Here is a 16170-nt window from a genome sequence, read left to right as displayed (position 1 = left end):
CCCTTCACTGGCTGACCTCTTCCACGTACATGCGGCTTTGCGCCGAGAACGATTCCCCCGGCGCGAGGACGATGAGCCCCGTCACGTCCTGGGGCAGATCCATGTTTGGCGCATTGACCATGCTCGTCTGCGGCTCTGGGCAGAAAAACGTGCCGCTGCGGTTGTTGTTCCACACCATCCAGTGGCGATACTGCAAATCCACGTCGTACACGAACTCGAGCCCGAGACGCGCGTCCGTCAGGACCATGCGGTTGTGCCCGTCTCGCGGGCGCGCGGTGTAGTGGTTGTCCATCGGCTCGTAGAACGGATCCGCTCCACCTGTGGGCATCTTCTGCTCGTTCCCGTTCAGAGGCTGAAACCGCCCCGTCGGCAGCTTGCGCTCGTCGAGTTCCCAGCGCTCGCCGATGGTCAGCTGAATGGAGCAGGCGTCGGCGGACGACGCTTCGGAGAACGGCACATTGACCGCGGTGTGAAAGCCAAGCATCACCGGCATCGGTTCGCCGCCGCGGTTGTCAATGTGGACGCGCTGGACGAGACCCGCGTCCGACAGCTCGTAGCGGATGGCAAACCGGAACGTGTGCGGCCAGTGCGCGTACACCGGATGACCTTCTCCCACCTCGTGGGCCATCTCGACGTACGCGCCGCCTTCGTCTTCGCCCATGTCGACGACGGGCCACTCGATCCGCATGAAGAAGCCGTGCAGGTGGTTGTGCGTGGCCTCCTCATTCACCGGGAGGTGATACGACCTGCCCGCGATGGTGAATTCCCCGTCCCGGTAGCGGTTCGGCGGGTACAGCACAGGAATGCCATATCGGCCAGGCGCCTTGCGAAACTCGTCCATCTCCGCCTCCGGCTCGCGCAGAAACCGAAAGCCGCGCGCCGTGTCGCGCAGCGCCACCAGATTGCCCCATCCGGGCAACAGATAGGCCTCATACGGGCCGTGCGTCAGGCGGATCGCGCGCTCACCGCCGTACGTCGTCTCGACTGCGGGCATGTTCGCCACCCTTTCTCGTGATGTTCCTTTCGTAGCTATACGCTTTCAAGTCCCGATATCCTTCTTCTCCGCGTGCCATCTTGCCTGCTCGTGCGCGCCCGCGAGAACAAAGACGACGCCCACGCGGACCCGGACCGCCGGGGCGCCATGGGCGTGATCGCCAAACCGTATTCTGCTCCGAACTGACCTGCGTCAGCATTCGGCCCGGTACAGGGACCGTACGGCCGGGTACAACGCGCGGTACAGCCGATATGCGCGCTGGTAAGCGGCCTCGTCCTCGACGACCGGGGGCGTGGTGGACTCGACGCGCACCCACGCGTCCACCGCGGTCACCACGTCGGCGAAAAAGCCCGCGGCGACGCTCGCCAGGATGGCCGCGCCAAAGGCGGGCCCCTCGTTCGCCTCGATCACGGCGACGGGACGTCCGAACACGCCCGCCTGAACCTCGCGCCAAACCTCGCTCTTGGCGCCCCCGCCGGAGACCCGGATTTCTTCGACCGGGAGCCGAAGATCCTGCATGAGCGAGAGCCCGTCAAGCAGGCTGAAGGCCACGCCCTCCATGATGGCGCGGACGAAGTGCGCGCGCGTGTGGCGCGGCGTGATCCCGAAAAAGACGCCTTTCGCCTGGGGATCGAGGTGCGGCGTGCGCTCGCCCATCAGGTACGGGAGAAACACGAGCCCCTCGCTGCCGGCGGGAATACGCCGGGCCTCATCACTCAGGAGATCATACACGTCTCTCCCCGTCTGCGCCGCCACCGCGCGTTCCGCGTCCGCAAACTGGTTGCGGAACCACTGGAGCGAGCCCCCGGCAGACTGCGTCACGGCCATCACGTGCCACTTGCCGGGTACGGCGTGGCAAAACGTGTGCAACCGCCCCTTCTCATCGCGGACGATCTCGTCCGCGTGTGCGAACACCACGCCCGACGTGCCGATGGTGCTCGACACAACGCCCTTGCGGACAATGCCGTTGCCGACCGCGCCCGCGGCTTGATCGCCGCCGCCTGCTGCGACGGGCGTACCTGGGCGGAGTCCCGTCCGCCCCGAGGCCCACTCGCTCACGCGCCCCGAAACCTCGGGCGATTCATACACCTCGGGCAGCCAGGCCCGCGGCACTTCGAGCGCCGCCAGCATCTCGTCGGACCATCCGCGCCGCTTGACGTCAAACCACAGCGTTCCAGACGCGTCCGACACGTCCGACGCAAATTCGCCCGTGAGCCGGTACCGGATGTAGTCCTTCGGGAGAAGCACATGGCGAATGCGCGCGTAGTGCTCTGGCTCGCGCTTTCGAACCCACAGGAGCTTCGTCGCCGTGAAGTTCGTGAGCGCCGGATTCGCCACCCACTCGATGGTCTGCTCGAATCCGACGGTCTGATGAATCTCCTCGCACTCCTCCTCCGTGCGCTGGTCCGACCAGAGAATCGCCGGCCGGATGACCTGCCCCGCCTCATCCAGAAGCACCAGGCTGTGCATCTGGCCCGTGAGGCCGACGCCCGCGATGTCCTCGCCGCGCCGGTCGCTTCGCGCGAGCGCGAGCTGGATGGCCGCGCACGTCGCCTCCCACCAATCTTCCGGGTTCTGCTCCGCCCAGAGCGGGTGCGGCTGTGACACCTCGTAGCCGACGGTGGCCTGACTGAGCGTACGGCCCTCGCGGTCGATCACGACCACCTTCACGCCGGACGTTCCGACGTCGATGCCAAGGATCGCCTTGCGGTCTGTCGCCATCGCCATCATTCCGTTTCCAGCAGATACTGATTCAATTTCGCCAAAAGGACCTCCTGGCGGCCGGATCGCGTCGCCGTCACGCGCTTATCCAGCACGTAAGACTCAAGGGTTTGCAAAGTCGCGCGCCCTTCCACAATGTCTTTCCCGATGCCGGCCCGATAGCTCTCGTATCGCTCCTCAATTTCCCGCTCGAACACGCGGTCTTGAAGCAGCTTAGCCGCCACCTTGAGCCCGCGCGCGAAGCTGTCCATTCCGGCGATGTGGCCATAGAACAGGTCGATGGGCGTCATCGACGCGCGGCGAACCTTGGCGTCGAAGTTGAGGCCGCCCGGCGCCAGTCCGCCGTTCAGGAGAACCTCATACATCGCGAGCGTCGTCTCGTACAGGTTGGTCGGAAACTCGTCCGTGTCCCAGCCGAGCAGCGGATCGCCCTGGTTCGCGTCGACGGATCCAAGCAGGCCGTGGATCCGGGCGAAGCGAAGCTCGTGCTGGAACGTGTGGCCCGCGAGCGTGGCGTGATTCGCCTCGATGTTGAACTTGAAGCGGTCCTTGAGCCCGTAATGATAGAGGAACGCGAGTCCAGACTGAACGTCGAAATCATACTGGTGCTTCGTGGGCTCCTTCGGCTTCGGCTCAATCAGGAATTGCCCGGTGAAGCCGATCTCGTCCGCGTAGTCCACCGCCATCCGCAAGAGGCGCGCGTAGTTGTCGAGCTCAAGCTTGAGATCCGTATTGAGGAGCGTCTCGTAGCCCTCGCGGCCGCCCCAGAACACGTAGTTTTCTGCCCCGAGCTCCTTCGCAATTTCCAGGCTCTTCTTCACCTGCGCGGCAGCGTACGCGAATACCTCCGCGTCCGGAGCCGTCGCGGCGCCATGCGCAAACCTCGGGTTCGAGAACAGGTTCTGCGTATTCCACAGGAGCTTGATGCCCGTCGACTGCATGTATTCCTTGATGAGCGCGACGATCTCGTCCAGATTGCGATTGGTTTCGCGCAGCGTGTCGCCCTCTGGCGCGATGTCGCGATCGTGAAAACAGAAGTACTCGACGCCGAGCTTGGTCATGAACTCGAACGCCGCCTCCACGCGGCGCTTGGCCAGATCCATCCCCGTCGCCCCGTCCCATGGCCGAATCATGTTCGGCAATCCGAACGGATCCGCGCCGGACAGCGTGAACGTGTGCCAGTAGGCCACCGAGAAGCGGAGATGTTCCTTCATCGGCTTGCCCAAGACCAGCTCATCGGGGTTGTAATGCTTGAAGGACAGCGGATTGTCAGAGCGCTTGCCTTCATATGCAACCCGCGTCACTTCCGGAAAATACGTCGTCAAAGCTATCACCTTCGCTCACATTTGTTTGACCAACAAACTTATTTTGATCCTAGCAAACCGCTTGCCGCTTTGCAAGGGGTTTCACTCATCGCTTGCATGAAAAGCTCCGCACACAGAAAAAGGCGCGGAAGCCCGCGCCTGTGATGTTTCGACTCCACTCAATGCCGCGACAACCTCGGCCGAACCTGCTTGAGGGGCAGGACGCTCGTCGCGTACTCCAATTGCAATTGTGCAGTCTCTCGCCCAAACGCGACGAACGGAACAGTGAAGGCCACCAATACGACCCCGATGCCCAAGAACACGACGTGATCGCCGCCCACTGACAACACGAACGGGATGAAGTAGGTGGTGACAATGCCGCTCATGCCGCGCGCGATCATCTCGGCCACATAGACGCCTCGTCCGCGCACCTCGGTCGGATACTGTTCGGCGACGGACAGCTTGGACACGGGGAAAATCCCCAGTCCGAAGAAAGCAGTAAGGAACCCGGCTACCAGCGTCGCGTCTCTCGTCTGCACCCACGCGAAAATCAGGCAGCCCGCCGTGGCCAGCGCAGCGTAGACGGCGAGCACCCGCTTTCGCCCGAATCGATCCGACAGGTACCCTTGACAGACAGAGCCGAAACCCGCGAGGAGCATCATGAGGCCGGTGTCCAGAATGGAATTGGACACGCCGAGCCCCCGCTTCGCCAAGAGTGCCGGTCCAAACACCTGCAGAATGTAGAACAGGATGAGGGCAGCCGTGAGATGCAGAATGACCACGGCACTGCGGGCCAAAAGTGGCGGCCGAAAGATGGCTCGAAGCGTGCGAAGCATGTCGTGTGGCGTCTCGTCCAGCGTCTCCGCAATCACTTCGTCATACAGCGATTCGTCGTGCGGCAAAGCGGCCTCCTGCTCCAAGGTCTCGACCAACTGAGCCACAGGAGCTTGTCGACCTCGATCCAACAAGAAGCGGGGCGATTCCGGAAGCCAAAGGGCGATTGGGATGAGCATCAGAAGTGGAACGCCGCCGAGAAGGAATGGGACACGCCACGCCACGTCCTGCGCGTAGAGATGAAGCGCCCAGACGGACACCAGACTGGGGACGACGTACGCGGCTGTCAGAATGCCGTTGGCATACCCCACGCTCACAGCACGCCGACGGTGATTGGTGAATTCGGACAGGATGAGATACGGCATGGGCAACACAGCGCCCTCGCCGATGCCCGCCACCAGCCGCACGAGAAAGAGATCCGCCACATTCCGCGTGAGTGCGCCGAGCATCGTGACCACCGAAAACCACGCGATGCCCATCAGGATGACGCGCCGCCTTCCAAATCGATCCGCCATCATGCCCGCAGGGATCATGCCAATCACGATGCCAATCGTGGAGGCGATGGCCAAAAGCCCGGTCTGCCACGTGGTGAGATGCCACGCCTTCTCGAGCGTCGTCAGCACAGGCCCCACGATGCCGATGTCAAACGCCTCCGCAAGCCAAACGAGCGAGAGAAGCGCGATGATTCCCACCACGCGCGGCGTGATCGGCAGACGATCCAGCCTGGTCAGGAGATTTACGTCACGAAAGTTTGCCATGCTTGTCCCTCCTCGGCACTGCCGTCGTCAGAACCGGTGGACCGTGACTTCGCTGCGCACCAAAAAGCGCAGATTGATGCCCGACTGACCCACACCTTTCGAGATGTAGTAAGGCCCTGCCTCGGCGCGATGCATACCGGCATAAATGCCGCGTTTGGCCAGCGGACCCATCGGCTTCAGATAGTAAAAGAACGGAAGTTGGAACTGCTTGCCGTGCAGATGCCCGGCCATCAGGGCGTCAAAGCGCTGCGTGGCCGTCAGGACAAAGGTCGGATCGTGCGTCATGACGATGACGGGCAGATTCGCCCTGACGTTTCGGTACGCCTTGCACTCATCGCTCTTTTTCGTCTGAAAGTCGTCGATGCCGACCAGATTGAATCCATCGAGCACAACCGATTCGTTGCGCAGCACCGTCACGCCGTGCGCCTGAAGACAATCGGTCAGCGCGCCAATCCGGCCGCGGAGCTTGTAGTCGTGGTTGCCGAGCACAGCGTACATCGGCACTCCCGTCGTCTGCAGGGCGCCGAGATACGGCACGAGACGCCCGATGGCCCGTTGCGAATCCACATAATCCCCAGTGAGGCAGATGTAATCTGGCCGCTCCGAGCGGCAGACGGTGAGAAGCTGCTCCGGAGAGACGCGATTTCGCTCCACGTGAAGATCACTTACCTGAAGAATGGTGCGCTGCAGCCCGAGCTGCCAATTCACCCGCTCCACCTTGAGCCACCGCGTGGGAAGCACGGTGGTCGCATACCCGAACCCGCCAACAGCCACAACAAAAGCGGCCGCCCACGTCCACATCGGAAGCGTCCCTCCAGCACGAGGAAAAGTCTGTCTTCGCACAGTGTATACGCCTCCGATGCCAGGCGCCACTCGCGCGCCGACGAGTAGCCCGTTTCACCGAATTCGACGCGCATTGCCGCTCCACCTCTTATTCATCTCAAAGAAAGTTCAAAACCAGCTTGAATTCTGTGCGATACGGCTAGCTTGGAGGGCATACACAGCAAAAGGCCGCCGACGTCAAGTCGAGCGGCCTTCGTGGAATGCGGCTGACAGGAATCGAACCTGTGACCCCTACCGTGTCAAGGTAGTGCTCTCCCTCTGAGCTACAACCGCAAGAAGCCCCCTCATTGTAACAACCCCCGAATTGGAGTGTCAATCCGCGAGCGAGTTGATCGCATTTGCTCGATTCTCGTATGCTATCGAGGCGACTTGGCGCGACGATAGGCAACGCGCCGCACGGAATTTCTGGGAAGGAGAATGTTTGTGGCACCGCACCTCAAGTTGTCTTCGTACGCTGATGTGGAACAGGCGATGCTCGACCTCGTGGAGCAGCATTTCTTTCAAGGGCGCTTTCTGCAGACCCTCTGCAGCGGCGGATACAGTGAAGCCCAAATTCGATACTTCGCGCTCCAATACGGATATTACAGCCGCCATTTCCCGCGCGTACTGGGCGCTGCCATCGCGGCCATGCCGCCGATCGACGCGTGGTGGGTCCCCATCGCGGACAACCTGTGGGACGAGGCCGGGCGTGGTCAGCCGGGCCGAGCACACGAGAAGCTTTACCTCACCTTTCTTCGCTCGGTTGCACCGGACGCCCAGTTGGACCATCACGGCATCCCGGACGTGCCCATGTCAAAAGCCGTGGAAACTGCCGTTGATACGTTCATTCAGTTCTTCCGGCAGGCTTCACCGCTGCAGGCCATGGCCGCGGTGGGGCTCGGCTCCGAGTTGTTCGCGGGCCAGGTGATGGCTCGCATCGGCGAAGGCTTTCGCCATCCCCACTACCAGCGCAGCGGACCCGTGAACACCTTGTTCTGGGAGGTTCACGCGGACGAGCACGAGCCGCGACATTATCAGCTGTGCAAACAAATTCTAGAGACCTACACATCTCCGGGCGATCTCGAAGATATGTACGAGACAGGCCAATACATTGCGCTCTCCGAGGCCAGAATGTACGAAGAACTGCACGAAGACATGATGGCGCTCTGAAGAATGTTAAGGGCATGGAACCCCGCTCACGGATTCCATGCCCTTGGTGATCACGCTGTCGAATCGACCGACGTCACCGGAAGGTCCGCCAACCGCCCCCAAAGCTCCGGCGCAAACTTCGCAAGGTTCACGGGGCGCAGCGTGTCTCGATCGACAAACGCGTGCCGCGTCTCACCTTGCGCACACAGGTCGCCACACCCATCTGTGACCTCGTACCGGAAGGTAAGCCTCGTTCGGCTTATTTCCACCAGCCTCGCGGTCACGTGCGCCGTATCTTCAGCGCGCAACGCCTTTTGATAGTGGCACGCGACATCGGTCACCACGACGGTGACGCCGCGATCGTGAAAGTCGGCCATGTAGCGAATGCCATTTTCCTTCAGAAAATGCATGCGAGCGATGGAGAACCAGTCGATGTACGACGGATGATACACGATCCCGGCCGGATCGCACTCTCCCCAGCGAACTTCAAGCGTGGTGACGACGCGCTCTGGCATTTGACATTCCTCCAGGCTATCGGTGCCCTTCGATTCTACCAGACGCGCGCCGCGGGCTCCACGTCAGGATTCCGGGGGCCGCGCGAACCCGTCGGACGCCTGTTGCGGCGACTGAACAGGATGCGAGATTTCGTCCCCTGCGGCAGTCCCAGAAGCTCCCGCCTCGGAGACAGTTGTGGAAGTGCCTGAACTCCCGCCGGATGCGCTGCCGCTCGACGATGACGTCGATTTGCTGTGCGTCATAAAGATGGCGATCACGGTGATGACCGATGCCACCGCGTTGGCGATGGCGTTGATCTCAGGGTCGCTGATAAAAGGAAGGCCGAGAGCGTCCGTGATGAGCTTGGCCGACGCCAGTAGACCGATGATCAGGGTGGTGAGCCGCTTCGTCTGAGCCAATTGGACCAAGGTGTTCCATAGCTTCATCCCGTATCACCTCCTTCGCCATGTTCTCGTGTATGTCACATGCGCGTTCACGGTGCAGGCGTTGACACGAGGCGAAGGCACATCTGCAGGCCGCTCCCTTTTTGAAAGAGGCTTACGCATCTTCTATAATGAGGTCGCACCGAAAGACATACGAGACACACCTAGGAGGGAATCAGGCATGGCACAATCGCTCAGGGGATGGACTGCCATCGTCACGGGCGCTGGCAAAGGAATCGGCAAGGCCATCGCGGAACACTTGGCGAAGGAAGGCGTGAGCCTCGGGCTCATCGCTCGCACGGAAAGCGATTTGGATCGTGTCGCGGACAGCATCCGCAACACGTACGGGGTCTCGGTCTACACGCAGGCGGCAGACATTGCCGATCGGCCGTCCATTGAATCGGCCGTCCAACACCTGCAGAACCAACTGGGCCAAGTCGATGTTCTCATCAACAATGCGGGCATCGCAAGCTTCGGCACCGTCGTGGACATGCCCGTGGAAGAATGGGAGCGCATCGTCCGCGTCAACCTTCTTGGCACGTATTACGCGACGCACGCCATTTTGCCGCATATGATACAGCGCAATCGTGGCCACATCGTCAACGTCAGCTCGACGGCGGGCGAGAAGGGCTCCGCCACGACATCGGCGTATTCCGCATCAAAGTTCGGCCTGCTCGGCTTCACGGAATCGCTCATGTATGAGGTACGCAAGCACAACATCCGCGTCATGGCCCTGTTGCCGAGCACGGTGAACACAGAGCTCGCCAGAAACGTTGGGCTCAAGTTGGGAGACGAAGACCATCAGATGCAGCCGGAAGATGTGGCCGAACTCGTGGTCGACGCACTCCGTTTGCCGAACCGCGTGCTTCTGAAGTCTGCCACGCTCATCATGACCAACCCGCAGTAAGTTCGAAGACAGAACCCCCGCCCGGACGAAGTCTTTGGGCGGGGGTTCTGTCTTCCGTCACCTAACCACGCGATGTACCGCTGTCGCTTGTGGGCTGATGCTGGCTCCCTCCGATCGCGTTACCCGTCTCCCCATTGTCGCTTCCCAGCATGCGGTTGCCGAGATCGGTCCGGTTCGAACCGGATGCGACCGCGGAGCCATTCACCGACTGGTTGGCGCTCTCCCCGAGGAAGTTCCCACCGTGCTCACTGATGGTATCGCAGCCTGTGAGAACGACGACTGCCAACATGGACACCGCCGTGACGCCAAAGCGCACCCCATCACGCTCCTTTGAGTTTTGGCGAGATCGTGGTTATACTTGCCACGGACCGCGCAGTACATGCGAACTCATCCATCTATGGAACAGGGGGTCATTCCGTTGAACGCTTTCCTGCGAAAGCTTCCATTGTCCGTGCAACACGTGTTTGCCATGTTTGGCGCGACGGTGCTCGTGCCGATTCTGACGGGGTTGAGCCCTGGGGCCACACTCGTGGCGAGCGGCTTGGGCACGCTGCTGTTCCACGCCATCACGCGCGGCAAAGTTCCTGCATACCTGGGGTCTTCCTTCGCCTTCATCGCGCCGCTCACGCTGTACGTCACGCGTCATCACGCGCCCGGACAAGCGGTCACGGGACTCGTGAGCGTGTCCGTGGTATACTTCCTCTTTGCCCTCATCGTTCGCATCGTTGGGTTCGATCGCGTCCGGCGCGCCATCCCCTCGGTGGTGGTGGGGCCCGTCGTGTCGATCATCGGCCTGTCCCTGGCCACCACAGCGGTCACGGTGGATGCGTCGACCCACTGGGACGTGGCCATCGTGACCTTGGCCGCTGCCGTCGCGTGTGCAATTGCAGGACCGCGCTCCCTGCGGATCATTCCCATCCTCGTCGGGATCGTCATCGGATACGTGTACGCCCTCGCCCGCGGCTTTGTCCACCTTGGACAAGCCGCCGCTCACACGATGTGGATTCAATTGCCGACCTTCCATGCGCCAGAGTGGAGTCTGGCTGCCATTGCGAGCATGGCGCCCATCGCGCTTGTGACCATGGTCGAGGACCTTGGACACATGTTCGTGTTGAACGAGATCATCGAACGTGACGTGACGCGCGATCCTGGGTTTGGGTCCATTCTTTTCGGCAACGGGCTCGCAACCCTCATTTCGGCGCTCCTCGGCGGCCCTGCGGAAACCACGTACGCCGAGAATCTCGGCGTACTCGCGATGACGCGCAACTTCTCAAGCCGGATTATCCAAGGAGCAGCCGTGATCGCCATCCTTCTCGGGCTTATCGGAAAGGTGAGTGCGGTGATTCAATCCATCCCGCCGGCCGTCGTGGGTGGCGTCGGAATCCTCTTGTACGGCATGATTGCCGCGATGGGCATCCGACACATGATTGAGGCCAAGGTGGACTTGACGAAGACGAAAAATCTCATCGTGGTTGCGGTGATTTTCATCATCGGAATTGGCGCGCCCCAAAACGGAATCGCCATCGCAACCGTTGCGGGTCTCCTCATCTATTGGCTGCTGCCCGACCGCACCACCTCTTGAAACAGAAAAAACCGCCGTATCGCCACGGCGGCCCACAATGAAACCCAGGGGGAATGGAAGGGTTCAAAATGTATCATACGCAATTTTGCTTGAAAGTCCATTGAAATTTTTTGACGTGACACAGCAGAGCAAGACAAGCGCGTGAGGTTCCTGAAGAAAAAAAGTGCCACCGCCTGCGCGGTGGTGAAGAATGTTCAGGGGGTTTCAGGGGGGTTCCGCAGTTCTAACGATACCAGGCTCAGCTTGAAGAAGCCTCGAAAACCGGCGCTTGCAGACCACCGAAAATCCCATGCCAGATGACGGGTGGCCTGCTCCCCAACACCATGCGCATACCGAGCGCATATGTTGAAGCAAAGTTTTGCATCAAGGAAACTAAGTGTCTCCTGGGAAAGTTGTAAGGGTATCAATGCGGGGAGGTCCCAGCGATGAAATGGATCTTGGGCGCAGCTGCCGTCGGTGCCTTACTCGCTACCCGCTCCGCCGTCTTGCACGGCAACGGGCCGCGAGCCCACGAACGCGGCCGTCACGAACGCCTACGGCACAAGAGCCGATGAAACATACGAAAGGCCTGCTTCCAAGCATCTCAAGCTGGGAAGCAGGCCTATCGACTGTGTGGTGACATGAGCGCTCCGCTCCTTTGCCGCATGTGCAACGCGCGCTTCAGAAACTGCCTTTGGCCAAACCAATCACCACAAGCACCAGCATGATGGCGATGTAGACACGCAGCCCCCAAAAGACCGCCTTGACCCATCCCTTCACCTGAGCGCGCGGCAGCGGTTCCGATGGCGAGATTGGCGCGCCAGATGTGAGGTTGACAACGACACCGTGCTTCCGCTTCATCGCTCATCCCTCCTTGCTCAGAACAGATTCGGAAAGATCACCGTGAGCCCATACAAGCCGTTCAGCACCACCAAGAGGCCGATGATTGCGAAGCCAGATACGTTCTGCCATGTGCGATTGACGTGATCGCCCATCACTTCGCGGTCATTGAGCAGAAGCATCAGGAACATCAGGGCCGCAGGCATAAAGATGGACGCGATGACCTGCACAATCATGTTCAAGAAGCCGAGCGGGGCGTGCGGAATCAGCACGATGCCCGCCGCAATCACAGCGCTCGCGATACCGGGAACATAAAACTTCCAGGCCAGTCTCGCCGGCATGTTGATGCTCTTGGGCCAGTGGAAGGCTTCACCCATGGCCCACGATGTGCTTGCCGTGAGCGCAATGGCCGCGATGAGACCTGCTTCGACGAGTCCGAGAGCAAACAGGCGCTCGCCGATCGGCCCGATTTTCGCGCCCAGCAGGGTCAGAATCCCTGTGATATCCAGATTCACGCCATGAGAGCCATGCATGACCGTGCCCGTGAGAACGATGATAGCACAGGCCACCACGATCATCGCCAACGTACCAAGCGCCGTATCCAACTGGCCGTGACGGATGTCCCGCTCGGTCAAGCCCTTGTCCACGACGGACGACTGTTGGAAGAACAACATCCAAGGTGCAATGGTCGTTCCAAAGTTCGCAAGTACGATGAACAAGAACGATGCGGTGAAGCCTCCGGGAACCTTCCAGTTCACAAACGCATCGGCCACGGCCGACCAATGCGGCTTCGCCATGAACATCAGCGGAATGAAGATGAGGTTCCCAGCTGCAATCCACAGCGCGATGCGCTCCCACGTGTAGTACCGCAGCACCAGCAGCGCGAAGACGTCAACGGCCAGCGCGATGGGCTCGCTGATCCACCCCGGTACGCCAAACACGCCCATCCCGATTTTGATACCGATGAATTCGGTCACGAGCGTGAGCACGTTCGCCACGACGAGATCGACCAGCGAGAACCAGCCCCAAAACGCGCCATACCTGCCCCAGATCATCTCGGCATGACCACGTCGCGTCACGGCGCCCAGTCGAACCGTCATTTCTTGAACGACATAGGCGATGAAGCCGGCGATGATGAGCGAGGGAATGAAAAATCCGATTCCGTACGTAGCCCCGGTCTGTGCATACGTAATGACGCCGCCCGCGTCGTTGTCGGCAATCATTGTCAAGACGCCGGGGCCAATCAGAACCAAAAGGAGGCGAAGCCGAGCCCAGACGCCCCGCTTGTTGTATAGGCGGGCCACACGGGCCATATCCTTAGCGCGAAGCTCGCGCTCCAGTTCATGCAGATTCTTGGTTGCGTACACGTTGGCGTTGCGAGCCATGATCATCACCCCTGGACGGGCGATGGGCAGGAAGTCCCCACGCCCCAAGATATTGAAGTCGATAGAAACCCGTACGACTGCCCGTTTCCTGCGGAATCATCGCACACATGGAGCGACTACTCGACGGACTGTCCATACCCATCACCTCCCCACGGTTAACATCACGGCTTCAACAAAATGCCCCCTGGCTCACCAGGGGGCATGGGCACAACCCTATGCTCATCCCCCTAGTTGAGCTTTGGCACTATACGACGTAGGGATGTCCCAGCCACGTTAGGTAAAGCCTTAAGCCGGCCATACCTGTTCTACCCATTGGCGTGTCTCCACGTTTCCGGGCAGTGGCTTATGTTCGTATAGTAGCCTCGCCTAACGAGGAACGCATTTTCACTCGTATCGTATGCTGCTCGCGCGAAGCGGTTCATCGTACAAATGCCCGCTTCCTCAGTTCCTATGTCTTTGTACCACTCACCACGGCAACTGTCAAGAGCGTCGAGAGACAAGAAAACGTTCTATGCTCAAGTGGCCGAAACATGCCATACCAGCCGGACGAAATCGACGGAGGTTCTCGGGCGGGATCACCACGGAACGAAGGTCTGCACGAGTGTCGCGAGCGTCAATGCAACGAGCAGCGCCACCATGGACCATCCCCAAATTCTCCCCCACAGCCTCGTTCGGTATGGCCCCATGAGCCTCTTGTCGCTCGTCATGAGAACGAGAAAGATGAGGAGAGGCGTCATCAGAACTCCTCCGATGACTTGCGTAACGATGGAAATCCAATTGAGCGGCAGGTGCGGAATCAATATCGCCAGCGCCGCGATCACCAGACTCCCGGCATAGATGGCATAGAATCTGGGCGCTTGCCGTACCCTGTCATTGAGGCTCTTGGACCAGCCAAACAGTTCCGCAATGCTCCAGGATGACGATAGCGAAACCGTGATGGAAGCCAGGAAGCCCGCGTCAAACAGGCCAATGCCAAACAGGAAGGCGCCCACCCGTCCCACCGTGTGCTGCAAACCGCGGACGATGTCCGAAGGGCCAAGGCTGCTCACATCGTGAATGTGGCCATACAAAGATGCACCACATACAATGATTGCCGCCGCGATGACCACCTGAACCAGACAGCCGAACGCCGTATCGATCCGACCAAGCCGCAACTCGCGTGCACTGACGCCCTTGTCGATCGCGCCACTCCCCTGGAAGAAAATCATCCAAGGTGCGATTGCATTTCCGACGGTCGCGATGGCAAACCAAATGACGTCTCCTCTGAGTGATGTCGGGACATTCCACGTGGTAAATGCCTGCCCGAGAGCTTGCAAACTTGGATGCGTCATGAAGGCGACCACTAAGAACACGATGTTCAGCGCCCCGATAATGAGCGCGATGCGTTCCTTGGTAAAGTAGCCGGTGAAAACGACAAACGTGAGCACAAACAGCAAGCACAGGATGTCAGCGATCCACATGGGAATTCCTATCATCACAAGCCCCTCGGTCATGCCAATGAATTCGGTGATGAGGGTCAACAAGTTTTCGAAGGCGAGGGTCGCCACGTGATACACGCCCCAGAACCTTCCGTATCGCTGATGCGCAAGCCGGGAAAATCCCTGTTGTGTGACGGCGCTCAGGCGCATGCTCATTTCTTGAACCGTGAACGTGAGCACAGCAAGGCACAGGACCAGTGGCACAAAGAATCCGACACCAAACTGAACACCCGTTGCCGTGTACGAAATGACACCACCCGCGTCATTATCGGCCAGAGCCGCGAGAAAGCCAGGCCCCAACAGCACCCAGAACGTCCACAAGTATCGACGCAGTCCTCGTTTTGAACTCGCCGACGCCACATGCTGGTGTTTCGCGTCACTCCCCGATCTCGCCTCTGCGCGAGAAGTTGCAGAGCTCATATCCATGATGGTCAACCCCCGTTCGTGGCCCCGCATACACTGCATCAAAAGGGTTCATCGAAATGCTCGCCGACGTATCGTATGCACAGCAGCAACAGCGCGTGCCGCGATCCGTTGCGAATTTCGAAACAGGTGAAACATCACGGCCGCACCGTTCGATACGCGCGGGAAGGTGAGACAGGTGGGGCAGTTAGAAGAAACCGTGAAGTCTCTGCTGAAACTCCGCTCTATGTCGATGCGTCAACTCGCCGCGGTCACTGGCATCAGCGTCAGCACCATTTCGAAGATGATTGCGGGAAAACAGCGGGTGAATGTGGATTATCTGCGGCGCATCGCGGACGCTCTGGGGGTCTCGCCCATCACCTTGGCGGAAGCCGCTGGTCTGCCAATGACCCCTGAGCCGCTGGCCATTCCCGAAGGTGAGGCGAGGCAGACGGCGATGAACACATTCTTCGAGTATCTTGGGCTGGCGCACTGGGATGTGTTGCGTGAAGAGATCGAGCGCGAACTGGAGAAATATGAGGCATACGCACAAACCGACGAGGGTCGACAACTGATTGCGGAAAAATACCACGTAAAACGGGGGCAAATTCAGGGGATTGGAGATTTCCTGCGCGATCTCGACGACATCTACGACCTGTTTTCTCACCCCGAAACACCCGAAGATGAACGGCGAATTCTGGCGAGCGGCATCCTGTACTTTCTTCTCGCCACGGACGCGATTCCGGATTATTTGTTTCCTGCAGGGTATTTGGATGACGCGATCGCCATGCAAATGGTGCGAGAGCGGCTGGAGCGCCGTCGCAAGGAACGCGAAGACCCAGGTACGGCGGGGGACGCGGCATTTTAGGCGATGATCGAAAGAGTTTTGAAAGAAATTAGCGCTTTGAAAGAAATCAACGCGGGTTCCCGGAATACCCGGAAACCCGCGCTGCATAAGAGATGCCGGGAGCGGGACTCGAACCCGCACGGGGATACCCCCAGCAGATTTTAAGTCTGCTGCGTCTGCCTGTTCCGCCATCCCGACGCATGCAGAATGCGTATCCATTATCCGACGC

The 16170-nt window shown here is 60.0% G+C and carries 15 protein-coding genes, 2 tRNA genes and 1 riboswitch; of the genes, 4 read left to right on the top strand and 13 right to left on the bottom strand.

The genetic code is table 11. The features are described from left to right. Window positions 1-4: 4 nt before the first annotated feature. From AMA01_RS00605 to AMA01_RS00580, 6 genes are all read right to left on the bottom strand, one after another. Window positions 5-994, bottom strand: coding sequence for an aldose 1-epimerase (locus AMA01_RS00605; RefSeq protein WP_067846098.1), 990 nt, complete (start codon window positions 992-994; stop codon window positions 5-7). Window positions 995-1186: 192 nt separating this feature from the next. Next, window positions 1187-2722, bottom strand: a complete 1536-nt coding sequence (xylB, locus tag AMA01_RS00600; protein WP_230088327.1) for a xylulokinase — start codon at window positions 2720-2722, stop codon at window positions 1187-1189. Next, window positions 2722-4041: a xylose isomerase gene (gene xylA / locus AMA01_RS00595; RefSeq protein WP_067845731.1), complete on the bottom strand. Its 1320-nt coding sequence runs from the start codon at window positions 4039-4041 to the stop codon at window positions 2722-2724. The genes xylB and xylA overlap by 1 nt, the downstream gene beginning before the upstream one ends. A 158-nt stretch (window positions 4042-4199) precedes the next feature. Beyond that, a complete protein-coding gene (locus tag AMA01_RS00590) occupies window positions 4200-5612 on the bottom strand; it encodes an MFS transporter (RefSeq protein WP_067845728.1) in 1413 nt (470 codons plus the stop codon). Between the two features lie 27 nt (window positions 5613-5639). Beyond that, on the bottom strand, window positions 5640-6413 hold the full coding sequence (locus tag AMA01_RS00585) for a metallophosphoesterase (protein WP_067845725.1): 774 nt from the start codon (window positions 6411-6413) through the stop codon (window positions 5640-5642). Window positions 6414-6656: 243 nt separating this feature from the next. Then, window positions 6657-6728, bottom strand: a tRNA-Val gene (locus AMA01_RS00580). Window positions 6729-6878: 150 nt separating this feature from the next. Between AMA01_RS00580 and AMA01_RS00575 the strand changes: the two genes are divergently transcribed. Then, complete coding sequence (locus tag AMA01_RS00575) at window positions 6879-7604, top strand: TenA family transcriptional regulator (protein ID WP_067846095.1); 726 nt, start codon at window positions 6879-6881, stop codon at window positions 7602-7604. Window positions 7605-7654: 50 nt separating this feature from the next. Here the strand turns inward: AMA01_RS00575 and AMA01_RS00570 are convergent, their stop codons facing one another. After that, a complete protein-coding gene (locus tag AMA01_RS00570) occupies window positions 7655-8098 on the bottom strand; it encodes an acyl-CoA thioesterase (RefSeq protein WP_067845722.1) in 444 nt (147 codons plus the stop codon). A 63-nt stretch (window positions 8099-8161) separates the two neighbouring features. Beyond that, window positions 8162-8524, bottom strand: coding sequence for a hypothetical protein (locus AMA01_RS00565; RefSeq protein ID WP_067845719.1), 363 nt, complete (start codon window positions 8522-8524; stop codon window positions 8162-8164). Between the two features lie 178 nt (window positions 8525-8702). On the opposite strand from AMA01_RS00565, the gene AMA01_RS00560 reads away from it, so the two are divergent. Continuing rightward, window positions 8703-9428, top strand: a complete 726-nt coding sequence (locus AMA01_RS00560) for a 3-ketoacyl-ACP reductase (RefSeq protein ID WP_067845716.1) — start codon at window positions 8703-8705, stop codon at window positions 9426-9428. Window positions 9429-9489: 61 nt separating this feature from the next. Here the strand turns inward: AMA01_RS00560 and AMA01_RS00555 are convergent, their stop codons facing one another. Next, a complete protein-coding gene (locus AMA01_RS00555) occupies window positions 9490-9744 on the bottom strand; it encodes a hypothetical protein (protein WP_067845713.1) in 255 nt (84 codons plus the stop codon). Window positions 9745-9846: 102 nt separating this feature from the next. Between AMA01_RS00555 and AMA01_RS00550 the strand changes: the two genes are divergently transcribed. After that, window positions 9847-11010, top strand: coding sequence for a uracil-xanthine permease family protein (locus AMA01_RS00550; RefSeq protein WP_082743838.1), 1164 nt, complete (start codon window positions 9847-9849; stop codon window positions 11008-11010). A 660-nt stretch (window positions 11011-11670) separates the two neighbouring features. Here AMA01_RS00550 and AMA01_RS00545 read toward each other — a convergent pair. From AMA01_RS00545 to AMA01_RS00535, 3 genes are all read right to left on the bottom strand, one after another. Then, on the bottom strand, window positions 11671-11850 hold the full coding sequence (locus AMA01_RS00545; protein ID WP_067845707.1) for a hypothetical protein: 180 nt from the start codon (window positions 11848-11850) through the stop codon (window positions 11671-11673). A 17-nt stretch (window positions 11851-11867) separates the two neighbouring features. After that, window positions 11868-13214: an NRAMP family divalent metal transporter gene (locus AMA01_RS00540; protein ID WP_067845704.1), complete on the bottom strand. Its 1347-nt coding sequence runs from the start codon at window positions 13212-13214 to the stop codon at window positions 11868-11870. A 217-nt stretch (window positions 13215-13431) separates the two neighbouring features. After that, window positions 13432-13595: riboswitch (M-box (ykoK) riboswitch) on the bottom strand. Window positions 13596-13789: 194 nt separating this feature from the next. After that, complete coding sequence (locus AMA01_RS00535; protein WP_067846092.1) at window positions 13790-15118, bottom strand: NRAMP family divalent metal transporter; 1329 nt, start codon at window positions 15116-15118, stop codon at window positions 13790-13792. Between the two features lie 175 nt (window positions 15119-15293). Between AMA01_RS00535 and AMA01_RS00530 the strand changes: the two genes are divergently transcribed. Continuing rightward, on the top strand, window positions 15294-15962 hold the full coding sequence (locus AMA01_RS00530; RefSeq protein WP_067845701.1) for a helix-turn-helix domain-containing protein: 669 nt from the start codon (window positions 15294-15296) through the stop codon (window positions 15960-15962). Between the two features lie 93 nt (window positions 15963-16055). On the opposite strand, the gene AMA01_RS00525 is transcribed toward AMA01_RS00530, so the two are convergent. Further along, a tRNA-Leu gene (locus AMA01_RS00525) sits at window positions 16056-16139 on the bottom strand. Window positions 16140-16170 lie beyond the last annotated feature (31 nt).

The organism is Alicyclobacillus mali NBRC 102425, assembly GCF_001570745.1.
Classification (GTDB): Bacteria; Bacillota; Bacilli; order Alicyclobacillales; family Alicyclobacillaceae; genus Alicyclobacillus; species Alicyclobacillus mali.
Note: the sequence above shows the minus strand (reverse complement) of the source record. Positions and strands in the feature narration are given on the sequence as shown.

What these genes read in the sequence shown, in the direction of transcription:
- AMA01_RS00605 (WP_067846098.1), bottom strand. Translation starts at nt 994, where the DNA reads ATGCCCGCAGTCGAGACGACGTACGGCGGTGAGCGCGCGATCCGCCTG.
- xylB (WP_230088327.1), bottom strand. Translation starts at nt 2,722, where the DNA reads ATGGCGATGGCGACAGACCGCAAGGCGATCCTTGGCATCGACGTCGGA.
- AMA01_RS00590 (WP_067845728.1), bottom strand. Translation starts at nt 5,612, where the DNA reads ATGGCAAACTTTCGTGACGTAAATCTCCTGACCAGGCTGGATCGTCTG.
- AMA01_RS00585 (WP_067845725.1), bottom strand. Translation starts at nt 6,413, where the DNA reads ATGTGGACGTGGGCGGCCGCTTTTGTTGTGGCTGTTGGCGGGTTCGGG.
- AMA01_RS00570 (WP_067845722.1), bottom strand. Translation starts at nt 8,098, where the DNA reads ATGCCAGAGCGCGTCGTCACCACGCTTGAAGTTCGCTGGGGAGAGTGC.
- AMA01_RS00565 (WP_067845719.1), bottom strand. Translation starts at nt 8,524, where the DNA reads ATGAAGCTATGGAACACCTTGGTCCAATTGGCTCAGACGAAGCGGCTC.
- AMA01_RS00560 (WP_067845716.1), top strand. Translation starts at nt 8,703, where the DNA reads ATGGCACAATCGCTCAGGGGATGGACTGCCATCGTCACGGGCGCTGGC.
- AMA01_RS00545 (WP_067845707.1), bottom strand. Translation starts at nt 11,850, where the DNA reads ATGAAGCGGAAGCACGGTGTCGTTGTCAACCTCACATCTGGCGCGCCA.
- AMA01_RS00540 (WP_067845704.1), bottom strand. Translation starts at nt 13,214, where the DNA reads ATGGCTCGCAACGCCAACGTGTACGCAACCAAGAATCTGCATGAACTG.
- AMA01_RS00535 (WP_067846092.1), bottom strand. Translation starts at nt 15,118, where the DNA reads ATGGATATGAGCTCTGCAACTTCTCGCGCAGAGGCGAGATCGGGGAGT.